21 protein-coding genes and 2 pseudogenes are annotated in these 22,616 nt (G+C 36.2%); 7 read left to right on the forward strand and 16 right to left on the reverse strand.

The annotated features are described in order from the left end of the window. The first annotated feature begins 4 nt into the window (after positions 1 to 4). Positions 5 to 634, forward strand: coding sequence for a fused MFS/spermidine synthase (locus tag ACYIAM_RS09935; RefSeq protein WP_174797868.1), 630 nt, complete (start codon positions 5 to 7; stop codon positions 632 to 634). Between the two features lie 78 nt (positions 635 to 712). Here ACYIAM_RS09935 and ACYIAM_RS09940 read toward each other — a convergent pair whose 3' ends face one another. Next, complete coding sequence (locus ACYIAM_RS09940; protein ID WP_483748141.1) at positions 713 to 850, reverse strand: 50S ribosomal protein L19; 138 nt, start codon at positions 848 to 850, stop codon at positions 713 to 715. Between the two features lie 388 nt (positions 851 to 1,238). On the opposite strand from ACYIAM_RS09940, the gene ACYIAM_RS09945 reads away from it, so the two are divergent. Beyond that, positions 1,239 to 2,420, forward strand: coding sequence for a BaiN/RdsA family NAD(P)/FAD-dependent oxidoreductase (locus tag ACYIAM_RS09945; RefSeq protein ID WP_483748142.1), 1,182 nt, complete (start codon positions 1,239 to 1,241; stop codon positions 2,418 to 2,420). A gap of 8 nt (positions 2,421 to 2,428) precedes the next feature. Here the strand turns inward: ACYIAM_RS09945 and ACYIAM_RS09950 are convergent, their stop codons facing one another. Then, positions 2,429 to 3,868, reverse strand: coding sequence for a sigma-54 interaction domain-containing protein (locus tag ACYIAM_RS09950; RefSeq protein WP_483748156.1), 1,440 nt, complete (start codon positions 3,866 to 3,868; stop codon positions 2,429 to 2,431). A gap of 256 nt (positions 3,869 to 4,124) precedes the next feature. Between ACYIAM_RS09950 and dokD the strand changes: the two genes are divergently transcribed. The 4 genes from dokD to ACYIAM_RS09970 are packed head-to-tail and all read left to right on the forward strand — an operon-like array spanning position 4,125 to position 9,569. Then, positions 4,125 to 5,522 carry an ornithine/lysine decarboxylase DokD gene (gene dokD, locus ACYIAM_RS09955; protein WP_483748143.1) on the forward strand — a complete coding sequence of 466 codons (1,398 nt, stop codon included), beginning with the start codon at positions 4,125 to 4,127 and terminating at the stop codon, positions 5,520 to 5,522. A gap of 53 nt (positions 5,523 to 5,575) precedes the next feature. Then, positions 5,576 to 6,982, forward strand: a complete 1,407-nt coding sequence (locus tag ACYIAM_RS09960; RefSeq protein WP_174797865.1) for an APC family permease — start codon at positions 5,576 to 5,578, stop codon at positions 6,980 to 6,982. A 25-nt stretch (positions 6,983 to 7,007) separates the two neighbouring features. Continuing rightward, complete coding sequence (locus ACYIAM_RS09965; protein WP_174797864.1) at positions 7,008 to 8,114, forward strand: alanine/ornithine racemase family PLP-dependent enzyme; 1,107 nt, start codon at positions 7,008 to 7,010, stop codon at positions 8,112 to 8,114. Between the two features lie 54 nt (positions 8,115 to 8,168). Beyond that, a complete protein-coding gene (locus tag ACYIAM_RS09970) occupies positions 8,169 to 9,569 on the forward strand; it encodes an amino acid permease (protein ID WP_483748144.1) in 1,401 nt (466 codons plus the stop codon). Positions 9,570 to 9,727: 158 nt separating this feature from the next. Here the strand turns inward: ACYIAM_RS09970 and ACYIAM_RS09975 are convergent, their stop codons facing one another. From ACYIAM_RS09975 to aas, 13 genes and pseudogenes are all read right to left on the reverse strand, one after another. Then, positions 9,728 to 10,330 carry a MarC family protein gene (locus tag ACYIAM_RS09975; RefSeq protein ID WP_065637635.1) on the reverse strand — a complete coding sequence of 201 codons (603 nt, stop codon included), beginning with the start codon at positions 10,328 to 10,330 and terminating at the stop codon, positions 9,728 to 9,730. Positions 10,331 to 10,475: 145 nt separating this feature from the next. After that, positions 10,476 to 10,826 carry a 50S ribosomal protein L19 gene (gene rplS, locus ACYIAM_RS09980; protein WP_034913735.1) on the reverse strand — a complete coding sequence of 117 codons (351 nt, stop codon included), beginning with the start codon at positions 10,824 to 10,826 and terminating at the stop codon, positions 10,476 to 10,478. A 31-nt stretch (positions 10,827 to 10,857) separates the two neighbouring features. Beyond that, entirely contained in the window at positions 10,858 to 11,610 is a 753-nt protein-coding gene (gene trmD, locus ACYIAM_RS09985; RefSeq protein WP_065637634.1) for a tRNA (guanosine(37)-N1)-methyltransferase TrmD, read from the reverse strand. Positions 11,611 to 11,626: 16 nt separating this feature from the next. Beyond that, the gene (gene rimM, locus ACYIAM_RS09990; RefSeq protein WP_174797862.1) at positions 11,627 to 12,157 is read right to left on the reverse strand and encodes a ribosome maturation factor RimM; all 531 of its coding nucleotides are present in this window, start codon (positions 12,155 to 12,157) and stop codon (positions 11,627 to 11,629) included. A 23-nt stretch (positions 12,158 to 12,180) separates the two neighbouring features. Then, positions 12,181 to 12,429 carry a 30S ribosomal protein S16 gene (gene rpsP / locus ACYIAM_RS09995; protein WP_034900786.1) on the reverse strand — a complete coding sequence of 83 codons (249 nt, stop codon included), beginning with the start codon at positions 12,427 to 12,429 and terminating at the stop codon, positions 12,181 to 12,183. 268 nt (positions 12,430 to 12,697) lie between these two features. After that, complete coding sequence (locus tag ACYIAM_RS10000; RefSeq protein ID WP_483748145.1) at positions 12,698 to 13,072, reverse strand: DUF956 family protein; 375 nt, start codon at positions 13,070 to 13,072, stop codon at positions 12,698 to 12,700. A gap of 153 nt (positions 13,073 to 13,225) precedes the next feature. Further along, positions 13,226 to 14,137: a PTS system mannose/fructose/sorbose family transporter subunit IID gene (locus ACYIAM_RS10005; RefSeq protein WP_174797860.1), complete on the reverse strand. Its 912-nt coding sequence runs from the start codon at positions 14,135 to 14,137 to the stop codon at positions 13,226 to 13,228. Between the two features lie 16 nt (positions 14,138 to 14,153). Next, on the reverse strand, positions 14,154 to 14,954 hold the full coding sequence (locus ACYIAM_RS10010; RefSeq protein WP_174797859.1) for a PTS mannose/fructose/sorbose transporter subunit IIC: 801 nt from the start codon (positions 14,952 to 14,954) through the stop codon (positions 14,154 to 14,156). Between the two features lie 19 nt (positions 14,955 to 14,973). Next, positions 14,974 to 15,516, reverse strand: a pseudogene (locus tag ACYIAM_RS10015) (PTS sugar transporter subunit IIB); the annotation flags it as partial. A gap of 65 nt (positions 15,517 to 15,581) precedes the next feature. Further along, positions 15,582 to 15,948: pseudogene (locus ACYIAM_RS10020) on the reverse strand (PTS sugar transporter subunit IIA); the annotation flags it as partial. Positions 15,949 to 16,097: 149 nt separating this feature from the next. After that, entirely contained in the window at positions 16,098 to 17,006 is a 909-nt protein-coding gene (gene murQ, locus ACYIAM_RS10025) for an N-acetylmuramic acid 6-phosphate etherase (protein ID WP_483748146.1), read from the reverse strand. Then, a complete protein-coding gene (lplT, locus tag ACYIAM_RS10030; RefSeq protein WP_483748147.1) occupies positions 16,993 to 18,180 on the reverse strand; it encodes a lysophospholipid transporter LplT in 1,188 nt (395 codons plus the stop codon). The genes murQ and lplT overlap by 14 nt, the downstream gene beginning before the upstream one ends. 15 nt (positions 18,181 to 18,195) lie before the next feature. Beyond that, positions 18,196 to 20,337 carry a bifunctional acyl-ACP--phospholipid O-acyltransferase/long-chain-fatty-acid--ACP ligase gene (gene aas, locus ACYIAM_RS10035; protein ID WP_483748148.1) on the reverse strand — a complete coding sequence of 714 codons (2,142 nt, stop codon included), beginning with the start codon at positions 20,335 to 20,337 and terminating at the stop codon, positions 18,196 to 18,198. A gap of 190 nt (positions 20,338 to 20,527) precedes the next feature. Here aas and ACYIAM_RS10040 point away from each other — a divergent pair, with 190 nt between their 5' ends. Beyond that, positions 20,528 to 21,502: an ornithine cyclodeaminase family protein gene (locus tag ACYIAM_RS10040; protein WP_483748149.1), complete on the forward strand. Its 975-nt coding sequence runs from the start codon at positions 20,528 to 20,530 to the stop codon at positions 21,500 to 21,502. Between the two features lie 70 nt (positions 21,503 to 21,572). Here ACYIAM_RS10040 and gpsA read toward each other — a convergent pair whose 3' ends face one another. Then, entirely contained in the window at positions 21,573 to 22,586 is a 1,014-nt protein-coding gene (gene gpsA, locus ACYIAM_RS10045) for an NAD(P)H-dependent glycerol-3-phosphate dehydrogenase (RefSeq protein WP_194240647.1), read from the reverse strand. Between the last annotated feature and the right edge of the window lie 30 nt (positions 22,587 to 22,616).

Below are 22,616 nucleotides of genomic sequence, written 5' to 3' on the forward strand. Positions count from 1 at the left end.
TTTTATGTTAAGCAAAAAAAAATTACTACTATTAAGTACTCTATTTTTTATTTCTGGAATGAGTGGTTTAACTTATCAAGTTGCTTGGCAACGGGCACTTTATTCGGCTTTTGGTTCCGATGTTGATTCTGTTGCAATTATTGTATCAGCATTTATGTTAGGACTTGGTTTAGGAGCCCTCGGTGGCGGAAGGATTGTCGATAAATACCCGAATAAAGCGCTACAGTTTTTTTGTTTTAGTGAATTTGGAATTGGTTTATTTGGGCTAATTAGTTACCCGCTTATTTTGTTTATCGGCGATATTTTTATTGTTTACAATTTGGCCGTTGTTGCAGTTGTTAATTTTTTATTGGTGCTTGTTCCTACACTTTTGATGGGGGCAACGCTTCCAATTTTAATCACTTATATTGCACAATTTTGGAAAAATATTGGTCAAACAACTGGACATCTTTATGCTATCAATACTTTTGGTGCAGCAATCGGTGCTGCTTTAACAGGATTCATACTATTTAACTATTTTGGTCTTAATGTTGTAACGATATTAGCAGCTTTAGGTAATTTTATAGTCGCTATACTTGCTTATCTATTTTTTAATAAAGCACAGATAAAAAAAGTTGATAATAAAATAGTATAAAGCCATTTAGAATGATAAATCGGCGGTAATTATCGCTGATTTATCAATATATTAAAACATATTGTTAAAGTCAACGAGTTAAGAATTATCCTTGATATTCCCCCCTTTACCATTAAATTCACATAAGTAATAAAGTTTACCTTTATGTATTTGTCCATGATGCTTCACCGTAATAAAATCAATAGCAGGTAAGTTTAGAAAAACGTTCAGTATCATCGCTTGAAATCTATAATAATAAACATTGAGTGACCTAGCCCCACGCAAAAATCACATAACAATATATTATAATTGAGCAAAAAGTAACATAAAAAGAAATGCTGACTAAATAAATATTACTTATAAGTCAATCTGTTAATAATTAACATTGACTTTTTAATAAAGCTAATAGTGGTAAATATCACAATGATTTTTGTGAGTTTGGTAAGTTAAAAACAGATTGTGACAATTTTGGGCACTATTTTTGATATAAATTCTTTTCTTTTTTGTTAAAAAGTTTCAGGAAAATATGTGTTTTAGTATAAGAACTAAGGTTTATTCCAACAACTATGAGTGACAATTGTTATACTGTTATAATTTGTTATCTTTTATTTTTAATCTATTAATAATGCAAACTAAAATTACAATTGTAGGTGCTGGCGCTGCTGGACTTTTTTGTGCAGGCTTACTCGGTCAAAAAGGGTATGATGTTACTGTGTTTGATAATGGTAAAAAGCTGGGACGTAAAATCTTAATGTCTGGCGGGGGGAAATGTAACTTTACTAACTTAACAGTTGAGTCGAGTAATTATATTTCTGACAATCCGCATTTTTGCAAATCGGCTTTAAAACGATTTACTCAGTGGGATTTTATTCAATTAGTGAATGAATATCATATTGCCTATCACGAAAAAGAACATGGACAATTATTTTGCGATAATTCAGCGCAAGATATTGTGGATATGTTATTAAAAGAGTGTCAAAAAGGGCATGTTAAGTTTATGATGCAGACCCAAGTTGAATATGTTGATAGTGATGGACAAGGATTTAAGTTGCATACTTCTCGTGGCATGATTGATTGTGAAAATCTTATTATTGCAACTGGTGGTTTATCTATGCCAGCTCTTGGTATGACTTCAATTGGTTATAAAATTGCCGAAAAATTTGATATTCCAGTGGTGCCTGTAAGAGCAGGGCTAGTTCCATTTACATTGCATAAACCTTTACTGGATGGGTTATCAACCTTGTCAGGCATTGCAATTCCTGTTGAAGTTTCTAATAAAAGAATTAGTTTTAAAGAAAATCTATTATTTACTCATCGAGGGCTTTCAGGACCTGCTATTTTGCAGATATCAAGTTATTGGCAAGCAGGTGAGTCAATTACTATCAATTTATTACCCGATTTAACATTTGATTCATCGTTTAAACCATTATTAGCACAAAATCGTAATCAAACTATAAAAAATTGCTTAGCAAAAATTTTACCTAAAAGGCTTATTGAAGAATTAATAAAACTGAAGTTGATAAATGACGTAACAGTCAAGCAGCTAGATCTTAAACAACAGCAAGACTTGTATAATACATTAACACACTGGAGCATTACTCCAAATGGTACAGAAGGTTATCGTACTGCCGAGGTGACACTAGGGGGAGTAAGTACTGATGCGTTGTCATCTAAAACTATGGCCGTTAAAACACACCCGAACCTTTATTTTATTGGTGAAGTTGTTGATGTATCAGGCTGGTTAGGAGGTTATAATTTCCAATGGGCATGGAGCAGTGCATTTGCGTGTGCTCAAGGGTTTAATTGATGATTACATTAATCATCAATTACCCCCATGTGAATATTGTATTTTTTGACCTTATATTGTAGCGTTGTGCGCGAAATATTTAATTGTTTTGCGGCCGTGATAATTTTGCCATTGGCTTGATTTAATGCATCAATGATAAGTTGCCGTTCATAGTTCTCAACTTGTTCTGTTAAGCTGTTTTCATGAGTAGATTTATTGATAGGTGTTTTGTCAGGTTTATGTGTCTTATCGTCTTGGAAAAATGCACTGTTAAGCTCAAAGAGCTCTTCATCAAGGGTAATATGCTGTAATTCACCTGATTTGTTTTGTAATACCATGCTTCTGACAATTGCATTTTCAAGCATACGCACATTACCAGGCCAAGGGGCAGTCATTAATTGTTGCAGAGCCTGTTCACTGATACCACTAATTACGACATTGACATCGTTTTTGTGTTTATCAATAAAATAGCGTGCTAAAACGGGAATGTCTTCTGTTCTGTCACGTAAAGCAGGAAGTTTTATTAAACCGACATTTAATCGATAAAATAGATCGCTTCTTATTTTTCCTGTTTTTAATAGTTCTGTTGGTGATTCATTCATGGCTGCAACAATACGAACATCAGAATGCATTTCTTTATTACCACCTAATTGCCAATAGGTTTTCTCTTGAAGAAATCGTAATAATTTGCTTTGCATTTCAAGCGGCATCGCGTTTAATTCGTCAAGAAACAATGTACCGCCGTTAGCGAGTTCTAAGTAACCTTGACGGTTTTCAGCACCTGTAAATGCACCTTTTACTGTACCAAATAAAGTACTTTCAATCAGTGTAGTTGGTAATGCACCACAATTAAGCGAGATGAAAGCTTTATCACGGCGTTGGCTTGTTTTGTGTATTAAACGAGCAAATAGCTCTTTGCCTGTTCCGGTTTCGCCCACAATTAACACAGGAACATCATTGCGCCCTAACATATTGGTTTGGTCGATAACTTTTTGCATTTTTTCTGAAACAAAAACAATATCGGGTAATGGTTGCTCTTTATTGTGGTATAACTTACTGTTTAGTTTCAGAACTTGATCTTGTAGGTGTCGAACTGTTGATAGGTTTCGACCTATTTCAATTGCACCGATGATCTCTTTTTTCTCATTATAAAGTGGAACGGTGGTATGCAAGTAATCAACCACCTTGCCAACATGATTATAATAAGATTGGTAGTTGTCTTGATATTCTTTACCGAACAGCAAGGCTTGCAACATCGTACTGTCTTCCTTTTTTAAATTAGGATAAACCTCAAGCATTGGTTTGCCAATCGCTTGTTCCTTAGGGTAGCCATCCAGTTCTGCGCTTTCCTGATTATAATAAATATAATTGCCTTTTTTATCGATAATAGCGATCGGTTGATGGATTAAATCAAAAAAATGTTTAAATATTTCCAATGCTTGTAATAATTCAGGATCAATGGTCATGATATTAGTACCTTTTAATATTTGGATTATTTGCTAAATTTAGCCAAATTTAATTTAAATCCCTTTCAACCATCATATGAAAATGACAAATTTTTGTCATAAAAACATATTTTATACTAAATGACTAAATCTTTATTTCTGTTTTTTTGTTAACAAATTGATTATTTGTAATTTTAAAGTTGGCATGCTGATTGCACTATATGTGAGAAGCCATTTTTTATTTTTTGTACTTTTTATGTACTAATTAACTGGAGGTCATATGTCCGACGCAATTATGTCAAATTATAACAAATTACGCACAGATCTTGTAACTAAAGATCGCCGTTTCAGTGCCGAAAACGGTAAATTATGTTTAGATGGCGTTAATTTAGAAGAGTTAGCAAAAAAATATCCAACCCCTTTTTATGTGTTTTCTGAAAAGGAAATTGATCGTAATGTGCAAGAGATTAAAGATGCATTTAAGGCTCATCCGAATACAAAGATTTTCTATGCATCAAAAACTTGTTCTGTTATGGGGGTGCTAAAAGCGATTAAAGATGCGGGTATCTATGCTGAGGCGAATTCTATGTTTGAAGTACGCAAATGCTTAGAAATCGGCTTTAGCGGTAGTCAAATTGTGTTTAACGGCGTGGTAAAAAAACCGGTGGATTTAGAGTTTGCCATCCAAAATGATCTGTATATCATCAATGTCGACAGTTTATATGAACTTGATATTATTGATGAAATATCAACACGTTTGAAAAAAGTAGCAAACGTTTGTGTGCGCGTTGAACCGAATGTCCCATCTGCAACTCACGCAGAATTGGTAACGGCTTACCATGCTAAATCAGGTATCGATTTAGAACAAGCAGAAGAGACTTGCCGTCGAATTCTGGATATGCCTTATGTACATTTACGTGGTTTACATATGCATGTTGGGGATCAAGTGCCTGAAGCAGAGCCTTTTGCAAAAGCAACTAAAGTATTAGTTGATGAATCACGTCGTTTAGAAGAAGTACTTGGCATTAAATTTGATTTAATCAATGTTGGTGGTGGTATTCCTGTTCCATATAAATATGACGAAGAAAATGGTAATCCATTGCAAGATAATATGTATGCAGGTATAACCGCACAAGACTTTGCTGATGCAGTGATTAGCGAAGTGCACAAATGGCGCACCGATGTTGAAATTTGTATTGAACCTGGTCGTAAAGTAACTGGTTCAGCGGGAGTGCTTGTAACTGAAGTTGCCTGTGAAAAACGTAAAACCAATTACGATTTAGACGGCAACATTGAAGAGCATGTTGAATGGAAATTTGTTGATGCAGGCTATAGTGTTTTGTCTGATAGTCAGCACTTTGATTGGTTTTTCTATGTTTATAATGCTTCAAAAATCAATGAAGCACATGACGAATACATTAAGCTAGCAGGACCTTTATGTGATGGTGGTGACTATTACCATGTTGGTGTGAAAGGTGAAGAGTTCTTAATGCCAAAAGACACTAAAGTTGGTGATATTGTTGCTTTCTTGGATGCCGGTGCTTACACCATTGAAAGCCAAACAGTCTATAACAATCGTCCTCGCACGTCGGTTGTTATGATCGATAAAGACGGCAAAGATAGATTAATTCGTCGTGAAGATACTTACGAAGACATGGTTGGATACGATATATACTAATCATCAATTATCTGGGGCATTTTATGCTCCAGATATTATAATACGAGGTTATTATGAGTGATTCTAAAGATTCAAGTTTACTTGGTATCAAAGACATTGTGTTTATGAATGTCATTGCGATACTAAGTTTACGCCAAATTCCTAATGTTGCTCCATATGGGGCGTCAGCAATGGTGCTTTGGCTACTTGCAGCATTTTGTCTATTTTTCCCATTAGCGATGGTTTGTGGTGAGCTTTCAACTGGCTGGCCAAAAGATGGTGGGATTTTTGTTTGGGTTAAAGAAGCCTTTGGTAAACGCATTGGTTGGATTGTTGTGGTGTGTTTCCTATTCTCATGTGTGCTGTTCTTCCCGTTAATGTTGCAATTCGGTTTTACTGCAATTGGGTACATGTTTAGTGCCGAGTTAGCTCAGAATCAAGTATTTATTGGTGTAGGATCTATGGTTGTATTCTGGATTTTGACACTGATGAATATTAAAGGGATGCAATGGACTAAAATTATTAATAGTGTTAGTGCATGGCTTGGTGTATTTATTCCTGCTGCTATTATTGTTGTCTTAGCTATTGTATGGTTGTTGATGGGACATCCTATGGCAACGAGTTATAGTCATGCCAGTGATTGGCTTCCTGATTTAAGCAGTTGGGATACTATCGTATTTTTATCTAGTATGATGTTTGCATTCGCAGGTCTTGAAGTAGCACCAATGATTGCAGGGCGTACACGAGATCCACAACGTGATTTCCCTAAAGCGATGTTGGTTTCAGCGGTTGTGATTGTGGGCATTTATATGGTAGGAACATGGGCTATTAATACTTTATTACCAGCAGCCGATACTGATATTGTAGCGGGTGTCATGCAGGCAATGGAGGCAGCAGCTAACGAATTACATATGCCTTGGTTATTACCAGTAATGGCAATTTGTTTATTTTTTGGTGCATTAGGCCAAATCAACTCGTGGTTAGTTGGTCCTATCTATATGCTACAAGAAGCATCAAAAGAGGATAATTTACTTGGCGAACGTATTGGTCGTTTACACCCAGTGTATAAAACGCCAGCCTTTGCGTTAATAATTCAAGCGATTATCGTTACTGTACTTTGTTTTTCAACCTTTGTGTCACCAAGTATTGCTGCAGCATATTGGATGTTAACTGCATTAACGACAATCTGTTATTTTATTCCGTACTTGGTAATGTTTATTGCTTATTATCGTTTACGTATTACTCAACCGGATGTACCTCGTAGCTTTAAAATTCCAGGTAAAGTGATGCCAGTTGTATTACCAGCACTTGGGTTCTTATCTACTCTATTTGCTGTAATATTAGTATTTATTCCACCTGCGCAAATCGATATGGGGGGATATGTTGAGTATATTGCTAAAATCGTTGGTGGTGCTGTGCTTGCCATTGGTTTAGCTGAATGGATCTATTATCGAGCACAAAAACGTAATCGTTTGCAGTAATAATAGTATATAGAGGAGTAAAAGTATGTACAAACCTATATTAGAAATTGATTTACGCAAATTAACAAGCAATGCTCGTGTTGAAAAAGATCTGTTAGCTAAACACGGCATTGAAGTTATGGCGGTTAATAAAGTCTTTGATGGCTGCGTTGAAACGGCCAAAGCCGTTCTTGACGGCGGTATTGATGTGATTGCTGAGTCAAGAACATATAATCTTAAGAAATTAAAAGATGCATTAGATTGCAAAACCTGCTTATTACGTAGCCCTTGTTTAAGCGAAATTAGTGATGTTGTTAAATATGCTGATATTAGCTTAAACAGCGAAAAAGCAGTAATTCAAGCACTTTCTGATGAAGCGGTTAAACAACAAAAAGTTCATCAAGTTTTATTAATGGTCGATATGGGGGATTTACGCGAAGGGATTTGGTTTGAACATATTGATGAAATTATTGATATGGTAAAACTAATTCTTTCTTTACCAGGTGTTGAGCTCTATGGGCTTGGCACTAACTTTAACTGCTATGGTACGGTGCTACCAACAGTTAAAAATGGGGTAGACTTTTTAAATATAGCGCGTAAAGTAGAGCAATCTTGTAATATTAAGATAAAATATTTATCGGCTGGTAATTGTACTAGTTACCACTTATTGGACAAAGGTATTTGGCCAGAGGGATTGAATCATTTGAGAATTGGTGGTTTACACGAGTTTGGTATTGAATATGTAGATATGAAATATCTTGATGAATTTCATCATTCAAATAAACCCGTGGATAAAGCATGTAGTAATATCTATAAATTATATGCGCAAATCATTGAACTCAATAGTAAACCGACAGTGCCTGTTGGCGAGTTAGGTGTAGATGCTTTTTTGAATAGTAAAACCTTTGTTGATCATGGTATACGTAAGCGAGCCTTGCTGGCTTTTGGGCGTCAAGATGTGCCAGCAGAAAGTTGCATACCTATCAATGATGATATTACTGTATTGGGTCAAACCAGTGATCATACGTTAGTCGACATCGAAGATGTTACTCAAACTCTTCGTGTTGGCGATATGATTGGATTTGAACTCGATTACACTGCCTTGCTAATGGCTTGTCAAACTAATGGTGTAGAAAAACGGTTTATTTATTAATTTGTGTTAGCTGCTGGGTAACCAGCAGTTTTTATTAATTACTAGGCGGTTTATATGACAACATCTGAATCACAAGAAAGCCCTTATCCCAGCAGTAATTTAAAGAAAAACTTAAAAAATCGTCATTTGTTGATGATTTCATTAGGTGGATCAATTGGTACCGGATTATTTATTGGTATTGCAGCTCCACTGAGCACCGTCGGTCCATTAGGAACCATTGTTGCTTATTTAATGGCCGGAAGCATAATGCTTTCAACCATGCTATGTTTAGGTGAACTTTCTTGTGCATTTCCTCATGCTGGTTCATTTCAACACTATGCGTTGATGTTTATCCCAAATCCAATTTGGAGCTATACCATAGGTTGGCTGTATTGGCTAAGTTGGGTATTGTCTATGGCTGCAGATTTAACTGCTGCCTCAATGATTGCTCACCAAGCCTTCCCTTTAATTCCTATTTATCTTTTTAGTTTGTTAATTCTAATTGTTATTACTTCGGTACATTTAACTTCTGTTCGTGCATTTGGTGAAAGTGAGTATTGGTTTTCAACCATTAAAGTACTCGCGATTATTGCTTTTATTGGGGTGGGAATTTATTTACTTCACCATCAATATACCGAAACTCATGTTTTTCCAACATTCAAAACAGAAAATGGCTGGTTTCCTAATGGCTTTTTAGCCATATTTGTGTGTATGACTATCGTGACTTACTCATTTCAAGGGGTTGAATTAATTGGTAATGCAGCTGGCGAAGCGCAATCCCCACAGTCGGTGTTACCTAAAATTATTACTGGTGTGGCTTTTCGCATTATTCTATTTTATATCCTAGCTATTGCTGTATTAGCCCTCGTTTACCCGTATGGAACAGTGCATTCTGAAATTAGTCCATTTGTGTGGGTATTTAATAGAGCAGGAATTACATTTGCTTCATATGCGATGCTTTTTGTGATCTTTTGTGCTGCGATATCAGCAACGAATTCAGCCATTTATGCCAGTTCACGAATGCTGTGGTCTATGGCGCAAGATAACTTAGCTCCAAAATACTTTTCCGAAGTCAATCAACGGGGCGTGCCAACAAAAGGTATTTTATTTATTGCAGTTATTGCATTAGTCTCATTATTTTCAAAATATATTGCTGCTGAAAAATTATATATTTATTTAGTCGCAGGCACAGGACAAGTGGGTTGTTTTGCATGGATAATCATTGCTTGGTGTCAGTATCAATTTCGTAAGGGTGTAAATAGCGGCAAATATTCAGAAGAAATGATAAAATTTAAATCACCGCTATTTCCTTGGCTGGCTGGTATTTCTATCATTGTAAATGTTGTGATTATTGTTGGCGTTTGGTTTGGTGAGTCAGGTTATTTTATTTTACTTTCTGAAATAATATTAATTGCGATTATTCTAATATCTTATTTTTTCTATAAAAAAAGAATTGTTTCAATAAGTCATAATTAATTATATATTGCTTAGTTATGTAATCACTAATTCAAGGTTTATCATTGTTAGTGATTACACACTATTAGGAATTAATAAAGCGTAAATTGGTTTAGCTAAATACTATTTTTATATCTCAATATTGTTATTATCGTACTATCAAAAATTGAAACTAATGTTTATTTTAAGAAAGCAGCTATACCTGTAAACACAACTTGTGCAGCAATAGCAGATATGAGTAAGCCAGTTAGTTTTGATAATATCGCGATCCCTGTATTTTTTAGTACTTTTGCAATACTTTTAGCGCATAACAGCATAATATAAATACCTATTGAAGCGACGAATAATGAAATCGCGCCAATTAGGTTTGATACAATACCAATTGAGCTAGTTCCCATAACAATGATAGTCCCGATGGATGCGGGCCCCATGCATAGAGGAATAGCGAGAGGGACAACACTAATATCATCATCGCTACTAATTTTGTTTTTTTCTGGCGAATCGTTCATTAGCGATACCGCAGTGATAAATAGTAATGCTCCCGAACCAATTCGAAATGCATCAAGGGTAAAACCAAAAACACTAAACATGGTATTGCCGAAAAAGAATAGAATGATACCGATGATAAATACCGCACATGATGTTTTTAGGGCTATTTTACGTCTAAGTTGTTCATCATATTGTTTTGTGCCACTTAAAAAGGCACTTAAAACCGCAGGCGGTGTCATTAATGCAAACAATTTTACTGTTGTAGACAAAATTGCAAAAATATACTCAACCATTGCACCACCTTTTACACCATCAAAAAAATTGCTTTAATTCTACCAACTATTATTGTTGGATTGAAATTATGTTTTCCATATATAAAAACGGTCACCACAAAGGTGACCATCTTAATCTGATATTTTTATTGATAATCAATAAAAATTAGTTAAGGCGTTCTTTAATACGAGCCGCTTTACCACGAAGTTCGCGTAAGTAGTAAAGTTTAGCTTGACGTACTTGACCACGACGTTTCACAGTAATTGAATCAACAATTGGTGAGTGAGTTTGGAATACTCGTTCTACACCTTCGCCATTGGAAATTTTACGTACGGTAAATGCAGAGTGTAAACCACGATTACGAATTCCAATGACAACACCTTCATAAGCTTGAAGACGTTTTTTATTACCTTCAACAACCCATACTTTTACTTCAACCGTGTCACCAGGGCGAAAAGACGGGATGTCTTTCTTCATTTGTTCTTGTTCTAATTGCTGAATAATTGCATTTTTCATAATATTATCTCTTACTAGTTATACTGAAATATTAATTGCCTTGTTTATCACTGTATTCACGTTTAAATTCAGCGAGTAAACATTGCTCTTCATCAGTCAGAGCTAGATTTGCAAGAAGATCTTCTCTTCTTAACCAAGTTCGCCCTAGTGATTGTTTTAATCGCCAGCGACGAATCGCTTCATGGTGACCAGACATTAATACATCAGGCACCGCCATTCCATCTAACACCTCAGGCCGAGTATAGTGTGGACAGTCAAGTAAACCATTAGCAAAAGAGTCTTCTTCTGCCGATGATTGGTGATTTAGCACGCCAGGAATAAACCTTGCTAGTGCATCAATCATAGTCATCGCCGGTAATTCACCGCCACTTAATACGTAATCACCAATTGACCATTCTTCATCAATTTCAGTTTGGATAACGCGTTCATCTATACCTTCGTATCGTCCACAAATCAAAATTAATTTTTGTTTTTGTGACAACTCGCAAACACCTTGTTGGTTTAATTTGCGCCCTTGTGGGGAAAGATAGATCACTTTTGTATCGTTACCAGCAACTGCTTTTGCTGCATGAATCGCATCTTTAAGTGGTTGTACCATCATTAACATGCCAGGACCACCACCGTAAGGCCTATCATCGACAGTCTTATGCTTATCATGCGCAAAATCGCGCGGGTTCCAATATTCTACTGTTAACAGCCCGTTTTTAACGGCTCGACCAGTTACGCCATAACAGGTAATAGCTTGAAACATTTCGGGAAAAAGGCTAATTATGCCAATCCACATAGTGTTACCTTACCAATTAAAAAGCAGGATCCCAATCGACCACAATCATTTTTGATGTTAAATCAACTTGTTTTATAAATTGATCATCAACAAAAGGGATTAAACGTTCTGTTGCACCAAATGCATCTTTTAGATTTGCTTTTACCACTAATACATCATTAGAACCGGTTTCCATCAAATCAGTTACCTGACCTAAATCGTAACCGTTAATTGTTTTGACTCGGCAGCCAATCAGATCTTTCCAATAAAAATCACCATTACTAAGTGTTGGTAATTTTTCTGCATCAACAAATACTTCAATATTGGTTAATGCTATTGCTTGATCACGATCATCAATACCTTTGAGTTTCACAATCATATCATGATTATGCGGTTTAAAACTTTCTACGATTACTTCTTGCCATTTGCCAGCACGTTGGATATACCAAGGCGTGTAATCAAAAATGCTATCTGGGAATTCTGTAAACGAAAAAATCCTGAGCCACCCGCGAATGCCGTAGCTTGAACCAAGTTTACCAACAACGATGAGATTCTCAGTATTCATCATTACAGTGACTATTAATAACTAAATTAAGCAGCTTTTTGTGCTTGTTTGATTAGTGCATTAACACGATCAGAAACAGTTGCACCTAAACCAACCCAATGATTTACGCGATCAAGATCTAAACGTAATTCTTCTGCTTTACCTTGTGCAATTGGATTAAAAAAGCCAACGCGCTCAATAAAACGACCATCACGTGGGTTACGGCTATCAGTGACAACTACTTGATAAAAAGGGCGCTTTTTAGAGCCACCACGAGCTAAACGAATAGTTACCATAACATCCTCTTAAATTAAAAAATAATCTTTTTTCTGTCCAACATGGACAAAATCAAAGCCCCGGAATTATACTCTTTCTAGTAAAAAGTGCAATGACTGTTTGTTGGCAATGGGATGTAATATTGTTTGCTTTAAGCTAAATTAGAAAAGAATGGATGAAAATAATACTGACTATGCTTTATTTAATTTAAGCGCAAACCAATAGATATTACAAAACAGGAAATTTTATTTTATGGTTAATTTATTGGTGTTCATTATTTTGGCAATACTATTTTTTGTTCTTTTTTGGGAAAAAAGCGCGTTTTAAAACGTTAAAGAAACCTAGTGACCTGACCATTTTTTGTCCGTCAATGTAAAACCGAATCGCTTTTAACACTTTTTTAGGTTCTTTAGATGCAAAGGTAAAAGTACCATTTCTTTTGGTTTGGATTGAATATCGTGGTATCCATCTACCAGCAAATAATACAGATGCTATCATATAATCAATCTCATCCCATGGTATTTGGATATATTTGCGAGGATCATGTTGATGATAAAACTCAAATGCTTTATCGCCAATCATAATTTGTCCATATTCGGTAAAGGCGGTAAAAAATGTAGCTTTAACGGTTAGGTCTATTTTTGTGTTTAATGATTGGACCATTTATGTGATTTCCGTATAAGAATTAGGCTAATATAATTGTTTTTTATTATTTGATAAGTTATAAAATTGCCAATTAATTTTTCAAAATTTATCAAGAATAAAAGCATAATTTTTAAATTATGCTTTTATTCTATTTTACTTAACGTCTAAAAATTATAAAAGACCAATGGCATGTCCGATAATGCCCACTATAAATAGACCAAGGATAATTAAAATTGGCGATACTTTTTTACGTAATAACCACATACAGAAAAATGTTAATAGTAGTGGCATTAGCCCTGGTATCAATTGGTCTAAGTTATTTTGTAAAGTAGTGACTTTTTCTCGAGTGAGTGATAGCCCACTTTGCATATCAATAAGTGCTTTTTGAATACCTTCAGCACTTATTGGTAATTTATTCCAATCAATAAACGCACCATTGTCTAGTTTGACGGTAGATACGACAGGTTGGAATTTTATTGATACCCACCGTTGTACTAGCGCTGCAAGGACAAACATTCCTAAAATAGAAGCGCCTTTGGTGATTTTTTGTAGTAAACCGCCCGATAAATTATCGGTAATTTTAGAACCAGTACGATAACCAAATTCTTGGGTATACCACATAAATCCCCAACGAATAATATTCCATAATAAAAAGAATAAAATAGGCCCCATAATATTGCCACTAAGTGCAAGTGAAGCACCAAGCGCACCTAGCATTGGGCGCACAGTAAACCAAAATACAGGATCGCCCACACCAGCCAATGGCCCCATCATACCGACTTTTACCCCTTGAATGGCAACATCATCGACTGCGGCGCCATTTGCTCTTTCTTCTTCTAAAGCTAGTGTAACGCCAAGTACAGGTGAAGCTAAATATGGGTGAGTGTTAAAGAATTCTAAGTGACGTTTGAGCGCTGCTGATCGGTCTTCTTTAGTCGTATACAATTTTTTAATCGCAGGAATCATTGAATACACCCAACCACCATTTTGCATACGTTCATAGTTCCAAGAACCTTGGAGAAAGGTTGAGCGCCAAGCAACGGCTAAACGGTCTTTTTTGCTTAATTGAATTCTATCAGTCATTTTTTTCTCCAAGTTTCTAGTAATCATTTAAAATATCATCAAGTGGATCACCTTTGTTACCGCCATTGGATGAATTGCCACGTTCCGAAAGACTGAGGTAAATTAGTGCTAATGCGACGCCTAAAGCGCCAAGTGCAATGAGTGTTAATTGTGATATCGCTGCAACGACAAAACCAATAATGAAAAATGGCCATACTTCGCGGTTTGCCATCATATTAATCACCATGGCATAACCGACTGCAACGACCATACCGCCACCGATCGCCATACCAGTTGTTAGCCATTCAGGCATTGAATTTAATATCCCCTTAACTGTTTCTGCTGGAATAAATAATAAAGCAGTGGCAGGAATAGCAATACGTAGACCTTGTAAACAGATGCCTAAAATTTGTAGCCATTCAATTTCTCTAATATTACCTTTTTCTGCTGCAATATCCATCATATGGACTAAAGGAACTGCAATGGTTCTAACAATCATAGTTAAGAATAATCCAGCAACAGCAAGGGGAATAGCAACCGCTATAGCTGTCGATACACCAGCTATACCTTGTCCGCCTAATACTAAAATAATGGACGATGCAACAGCTGCAAGTGCCGCATCAGGTGCAACTGCAGCGCCGATATTGGCCCAACCTAAAGCAATCATTTGCAACGAGCCACCCAATACAACTCCGGCTTCTAAATTACCGGTGACAAGTCCAATCAAAGTACAAGCCACTAAAGGTTGGTGGAATTGAAACTGATCTAAAATACCCTCTATCCCTGCTAAAAAGGCAATAATTATTACTAAAATGATGGCAATAATTGATAATGTCATAATATACCCCTTAAATAAACTAATTCTTTTGCTGCGCTAATTCTTCTTTCGCTTTTTTCAATAATTCGTCCATATTGCTGTTAGAATCGTTAGGTACTTTGCGAACATCAAATTTTACGTTTTTAGCTTTCAATTTTTCGAATGTATCAACATCATCGGCATTCATTGACAATACTTTATTAACCATGACTTTGCCAACGGAATGCGCCATTGAACCAATATTAAGGACGTCGATATCAACACCACCATCTATAGTTCGCAGTACATCTTGTGGGTTTTCAAATAGGAGTAACGCTTTAGTATTACCAAAACGTGGGTCACGAGATACCTCAATAATTTTTTTGATTGGAACCACATTTGCCTTTACGCCAGGAGGTGCTGCTTCTTGGATGAGCTTTTTTCTTAATTCATCTTTTGCAACTGAATCCGAAACAACAATAATTCGGTTAGGGTTGGTTGATTTTGTCCATGCTGTTGCAACTTGGCCATGTAATAAGCGAGAATCGACACGAGCTAACACGATTTTCATTTTACCATTACCAAGCACTGTTCCTTCTGGGATGCTATTTGCAGTTTTTGCATTAGCTAAGGATTCTGTAGGTATTTCGACAGTTGCTCGGATTCCTTCTTTACCTGATTCAATAATTGCTCTTGCAATTTCTTTCGCAGTTTCCATTGAAAAACGAGAAGAATAGGCTTCAATTAACATGGGTAAGTTTAAACCAGTAACAATAGCCCAATTACTATGTTCTCCACATAAATTATTAGCCTGATTAAATGGGGTGCCCCCCCATAAATCTACTAAAAAAAGTACTTCTTCTGGATTATCAAATGTTGCTATTGCTTCAAGCATTCGTTCTTTTAAATTTTCAGGACTATCACTTGGATGCAAGGTAACAGCTTTAACATTTTCTTGTTCTCCAAATATCATCGATCCTGATTGTAGAATACCTTCTGCAAACTCACCATGAGTTGCTAGGATAATTCCAACCATAACAACTTCCTCCTAATTTTTATATTAATTGCATAATATAAAAGTATATAAAATAAAAATACCTGGTTATTTTACACCTTAAAATAAGCTTAAAATAACGTGTTTATCACATTTTGATAAAAAACTTAAATTTTCTATTGTTTATCAAACTATGATTTATGTAGTAGTGCTTGACGAATAAAGCCGTGTTCTTTTTTTAGTTTATTTCTAGCTTGCTCTGCATTTAGACCTGAAAGGATCATCAAAATAGCGGTTTTACAATGCCTGTTACTCTCGGCTAATGTGACAATGGCTTTTTCTCGACTGCAATCGGTGGCTTGCATAACAATGGATATTTGCCGTTCAATAAGTTTGGCGTTGGTTGCTTCTACGTCAACCATCAAATTACTATAGACTTTGCCTATTTTGATCATGCTGGCTGTGGTTAACATGTTGAGAACTAATTTTTGTGCCGTGCCAGCTTTCATTCTTGATGAGCCAGTAATTACTTCTGCACCAACAATCGGTGTAATGGCGATATCGGCTAAATTAATCATTGGAGCTTTGGGATTACAGCATAAGCTTATAACCGTTGCTTGGATTGATTTAGCATATTGCATACCGCCTATTACATAAGGTGTGCGCCCACTAGCAGCAATACCAACTAAAATGTCGTTTGAGCTAAAATTGATGTTTTTCAGGTCATTAACTGCCAATTCAGGGTTATCTTCGGCATTTTCAACCGCCTTAAAAATAGCAGGCTGTCCCCCTGCAATTAAGCCAATAACTTGTTCAGTTGGCGTGCCATAAGTAGGTGGGCATTCACTTGCATCCAAAATACCTAGGCGCCCAGAAGTGCCTGCCCCTATATAGATTAGCCTACCTTGATTTGAAAATGCCAAACTAATTGCATCAACAGCTTTTGCGATATTGGATAATTCTTTTTCCACTGCCAATGCGACTTTTTGATCTTCACGATTGATGATTTGTAACACTTCTAGCGTTGAATAGCTATCAATTTCTTCGCTGTTGGGATTGCGACTTTCGGTTAACATAGTTGATAGATTAATTTGTTGCATTTTTTCTTAATCCTAGCCATAACAAAAATATCACTATAGCAAATAAACTACCAAAGCCAACACCGATAGTAATAACTGATAAATTCAGGTAAACAGCTAATGTATAAAGTCCTAGCATTAGCATCATTGCCGTATATTCGCTTAAGTTTTGTACCGAAATGACACTGCCGGCACCGACTAAATCTTTACCTATTTTTTGAATAAAAGCATTCAATGGTACTAAAAAGAAGCCACCTAATGCCCCAATAATAATAAGTAAAATATAAGATGAAATGATATTGCTCTGCAATGTGAAGGCGATTACTGCTATGCCCATCATTATCCCTGCTGGAATGCAATGTAACGTGTTGTTGATTGAAATAAATGTACTTGCCAGCCCTGCTCCAATAACAATGCCGATAGCGACAATCGCGTTTAGATTTGTTGGTGTTGCATTGTCGTGTATGTTTAAAATAGCAGGAACCCAACTAATTAACAAAAAGCGTAAAGTAATACCCGCTCCCCAAAATAAACTAGTACCTAATAATGTGAATAAGACATGCTTATCGGCGAAGATGATTTTAATTGTGTTCGCAAAATCTTTTACCATACCTATAAATTGCCATGGAATATTTTGTCGTGCGGCAGGTAATTTAGGAATAAAAAGGTTAGCAATAATTGCTAGCACATACATTAATACACAAATCAATATAGATATACTTACATTAATATCGGCAATATGACCACCCGCTAGCGAACCAAGTAAAATTGCCGCAATGGTTGATGCTTCAATTAAACCATTTGCTTTAACCAAATTATCGCCTGTGGTGAGCTCACCTAGAATACCATATTTAGCTGGAGAGTATGCTGCTGCACCTACCCCAACTAAAAAATATCCAGCAAAAGGACTAATGTTTAAACAGATACAACCAGCACCGAGTAATTTTATACTATTTGAAATCATCATAGCCTTGCCTTTTGACATGCTGTCAGCAAATTGACCAACAAAAGGGGAAAGAATGATGAATGGCAGCACAAAACTAATTTGTAATACAGATTGGCTCCAAGCTGGATAATGTAGATTTTTGATGAAAGCAAGGATAGCAAAAAAGATGGCGTTATCGGCAAATGCTGAAAAAAACTGTGCCAGCATGGTTGCGACCATGCTTTTGCTTAAAAGAGGATATTGATTCATGTGGCATCCTTTTATTTATTCGTCAGCCATTTTTCGTAGTGTAATAAAGTCGATTTTACCTGTACCAAGTAGTGGTAATTCTTTAACTACACGAATATCACGAGGAATAGCTAATGTAGGAATACCAAATTCTTGAGACACTTGGTTAAGTTGCTCTCGATTTAATTTGGTTGAAGTAGTAAATAAAACAATAGCTTCTCCTTTTGCTGCATCGGCTTTAACTGTTGCGCCGTGCATGGCATCAATGTCGACTTTTTTTGCCAAGGCTTCAACACTTTCTAATGAAACCATTTCTCCCGCAATTTTAGCAAATCGTTTTAAGCGCCCTTTAATTGTGATAAAGCCTTCGTTATCAATAGCAACGATATCGCCGGTGTCATACCAACCTTTTTCGGATTGCCCATGTTCATCGATTGCAATTGGTTCTTCAAGTTTGCCTGGATTTTCAACACGTAAATAGCCTTTCATCACATTAGGGCCTTTAACTTGCAATTGACCGCCATCGCTAATACCTGGAACATGAATTAATCTTGATGTCATACCTGGTAATAATCGACCTACTGTACCGGCTTTAAACGCCATTGGGACATTAAGTGCCACTACGGGCGCACACTCAGTAACACCATAGCCTTCTAAAATACGGATACCATATTTATCTTTCCATTGCTCGCGTACTGTGTCTGATAATTTTTCTGCCCCAGCAACAACATAGCGTAAACGCATAAAATCATATGGATGTGCGTAACGAGCATAGTTTGCTAAGAAAGTCGGCGTACCAAATAAGACAGTGCAATTTTGATCATAAATTATTTCAGGCACCATACGATAATGTAATGGATTTGGATATAAAAATGTGCGGCTACCAGAAAACAGCGGTAAAAACAATCCAGCAGTAATACCAAAAGCATGGAATAACGGTAGTGCAGACATAAAGCGATCAGCTGGTGTTGGATCAATGACGGTTCGAATTTGTTCAACATTAGCAAGCAAGCTACCATGGCTATGGGCAACACCTTTAGGATTACCTTCTGACCCCGACGTAAACAATACGAGAGCCTCGTCATCACTTGATTGAGAGCGTTTAACCAAACGAGGGATATACTGATGAACTGCAACATAAAGTTTATCCGTAAGAGTTAAACTGTTACGCAGATCTTCAAGAAAACACCATTTAACCTCTTTTATTTGTTCCAGAAGATGATCAAGTTTCCCTTTTTGAATAAATTTGCGTGAAGTTATGATAGTTTTAATTTCCGCAGCTGCAATTGCACAAGTCAGCCCTTTGGTACCAGCAGTATAATTAAGCATAGCTGGAATTCGGTTTTTAACCGATAAACCAAAAATTGTCGCAACGGTAATGGTTGCATTAGGTAATAAGACACCAACACGTTCTTTTTTCTGAGTGATTTTAGCAACAATACAGCTAACACCAATGATTTGTTTTAATAAATTACGATAAGATGCTTCATGAGTTGTCGGATCTTGGACCATTCGCGATTTGACACCATAGCGCACTTGCGCTTCAAGCAAAGCTTCAAATAGTGTTAATTTGGGGCGACTTGCCATACGTGCATTCATCATAATTTGATGAAGCTTTTCGCCTGCAATATAACGCCTTTCACTAGCTTTAGGTGCATCAGGCATAGCTATAGATGTCGGCTCAAGCACATGAATGGTTATTTTAGGAAATAAACGACGTTTAAATAATCCTTTTAAACGACTGGTTAAAGTAAATTCAGCTCCTTCAATCCAGACAGGTACAATTGTTGCTTGAGAACGGGCTGCAACAAAAGCAGCACCATCATAAATTTTCATTAATGAGCCAGTTACCGTAATTCTTCCCTCAGGGAATATGACTATTGGACGGCCTTTTTCAACTTCGCGAACTAATCGCTTAATTGCCATTGGACTCAGTGGATCCATAGGCACAAAATCAACATAACGCTTTGCTAAACGGACTAACCAATGGTTAATATAACCCGCATAAATAGCAAAGACAGGCCTTATTGGCAAAAAAACACCGATTAAAATACCATCAAGAAAAGATACATGGTTAGGTGTAATAAGAAGTCTGTTTTGTTTTAAATTGTCAAAATTACCCTTAATTTTGACATGGAATAAAATCTTTAAACAAAATTTTAATATTGTAAATAACATCTGATTTCTCAATTATCGTGCAAAATTGCACCATGTAATGATAGTGAAAATGCAAATAATATACAAGGGATGATGATTTTACTATATCAAATATATAGTTAAGTTTTAATTAACAATGATTCTTGATTTAAAAAATAGATAATAGATACTAAAGTGTAAAATAAATATGAAAAACTAATAAGGAACAAGCATGCTCATTTTAACGCACAAAGATATTGAAAAATTTTATACCATGAAAGAAGCGATAGCAGCGGATAAACAAGCGTTGAAAATCTATACCCAAGGAAATAGTGATGTACCATTACGAATCAATTTTGATATGCAAAAAGGTCAGTGCTTATTTATGCCCGCACATATTAAAGGTAGCGATATTGTGGGTATCAAAATTGTCTCCGTATTTCCTGACAACCCAAAATTGGGCAAACCATCAGTTCCTGCTCAAGTTTTAATGTTAGATCCACAAACAGGTGAAGTTTGTGCCATATTAGATGGTACCTTTGTCACTCAGCTTCGTACAGGTGCCGTTCAAGGTGCGGCAACTGATTTGTTGGCTCGTAAAGATGCCAGTCGAGCTGTGTTGATCGGTACTGGCGGGCAAGCGATATCCCAATTAGAAGCAATGTTAACTGTCCGCTCACTTAATGATGTAGCTATTTTTGATATTGATATGCAAAAAGCAAAAAAATTTACTGATGATATGAAACACCGTTTTGCCGATTTTTCAACTAATTTTTATTTTTCACAGAATTTGGATGAAGACATTAGCCAAGCTGATATCATTACTTCGGTGACAACATCAAAAGTTGTAACGTTTAATGGCGATAAAGTAAAACCCGGTACACATATTAATGGTATAGGTGCTTATACACCAGAGATGCACGAAATTCCAAAGAACATTGTTGAGAAAGCTAATATTCGAGTGGTTGATACCAAAGAAGGGGTGTTTGCTGAAGCCGGTGATATTATTGATCCAATTAAACAAAAATTAGTATCGAAAGATGACTTTTTGGAGTTAGGAGATTTAGTGCTAGACCCAACTCAATGTCGGCAAAATGATCAACAAATTACGTTGTTTAAAACGGTTGGAACCGCAGTATTAGATGTGTATATTGGTTACGATATCTATCTTAAAGCCAAAGAAAAAGGAATAGGTACGTATTTATAGTAATTATTTGTTAGAATTATGGTGATTTTTTGTCAAAAAGTTTCAGGTAACTAGGTGTTTTAGTATAAAACTAGCTTTTTAGTTCTGCTTTTTGTGAACGTCCGAGTAATGCCATCGCTGCTTGTTTTGGATCTTTATGCTCATAAAGGATTTGATAAATTTGTTCAGTGATTGGCATATCAACATGATATTTTTGGGCGAGTAACCAAACTTCTTTTGTATTTTTACAACCCTCAACAACTTGAGCTATGGCTTCTTGCGCTTCTTGAATTGATTTGTTTTGACCAAGTAACATGCCAAAACGACGATTACGAGATTGATTATCGGTACAGGTTAAAACCAGATCGCCTAGTCCAGCCATTCCCATAAAGGTTGCAGGATCTGCGCCTAATACTGCCCCTAATCGCATCATTTCGGCAAGTCCACGCGTAATTAATGCTGTTCTTGCATTGGCCCCAAATCCAAGACCATCAGATAATCCAGCACCAATGGCGATCACATTTTTGATTGCACCACCAAGTTGCACACCTATAAAATCTTTACTGCTATAAACTCGGAAGCTTTTACTACAATGGAATAATGTTTGTAGTTGATTTAAAAAATGTTCATCTGTTGATGCCACAGTTACCGCTGTAGGTAATCCAGAAGCGACTTCTTTGGCAAATGTTGGGCCAGAGATAACCGCTAGTGGAATTTTATCGCCTAGAATTTCCTTCGCTACATCCTGTAGTAATCGACCTGTATCCACTTCAAGCCCTTTTGTCGCCCAAACAATTTTTGTATCTTGGCGTAAAAATGGTTTGATTTGAATTAGAATGCTTGCAAATGCATGACTAGGTACCACAATAAGCAAAATGGGTGAGGCTGAAACTGCTGTTTTTAAATCACTTTCAATCTGTAATCGATCTGGAAAATGAATATCTGGCAAAAATTGCTTATTTTGCCTATCATGCTGCAAAATGGTCATTTTATCTGGGTTATGTCCCCACAATAAAGTTGAGTAACCATTTCGTGCCAGTAGAATAGCTAAAGAGGTTCCATAAGATCCTGCGCCAATTACTGTTACTGCAGCATTTTTTTTCATAATAATCCAATAAATGTATTGTTAATTCAC

It is taken from the genome of Gilliamella sp. X-60, assembly GCF_057063585.1.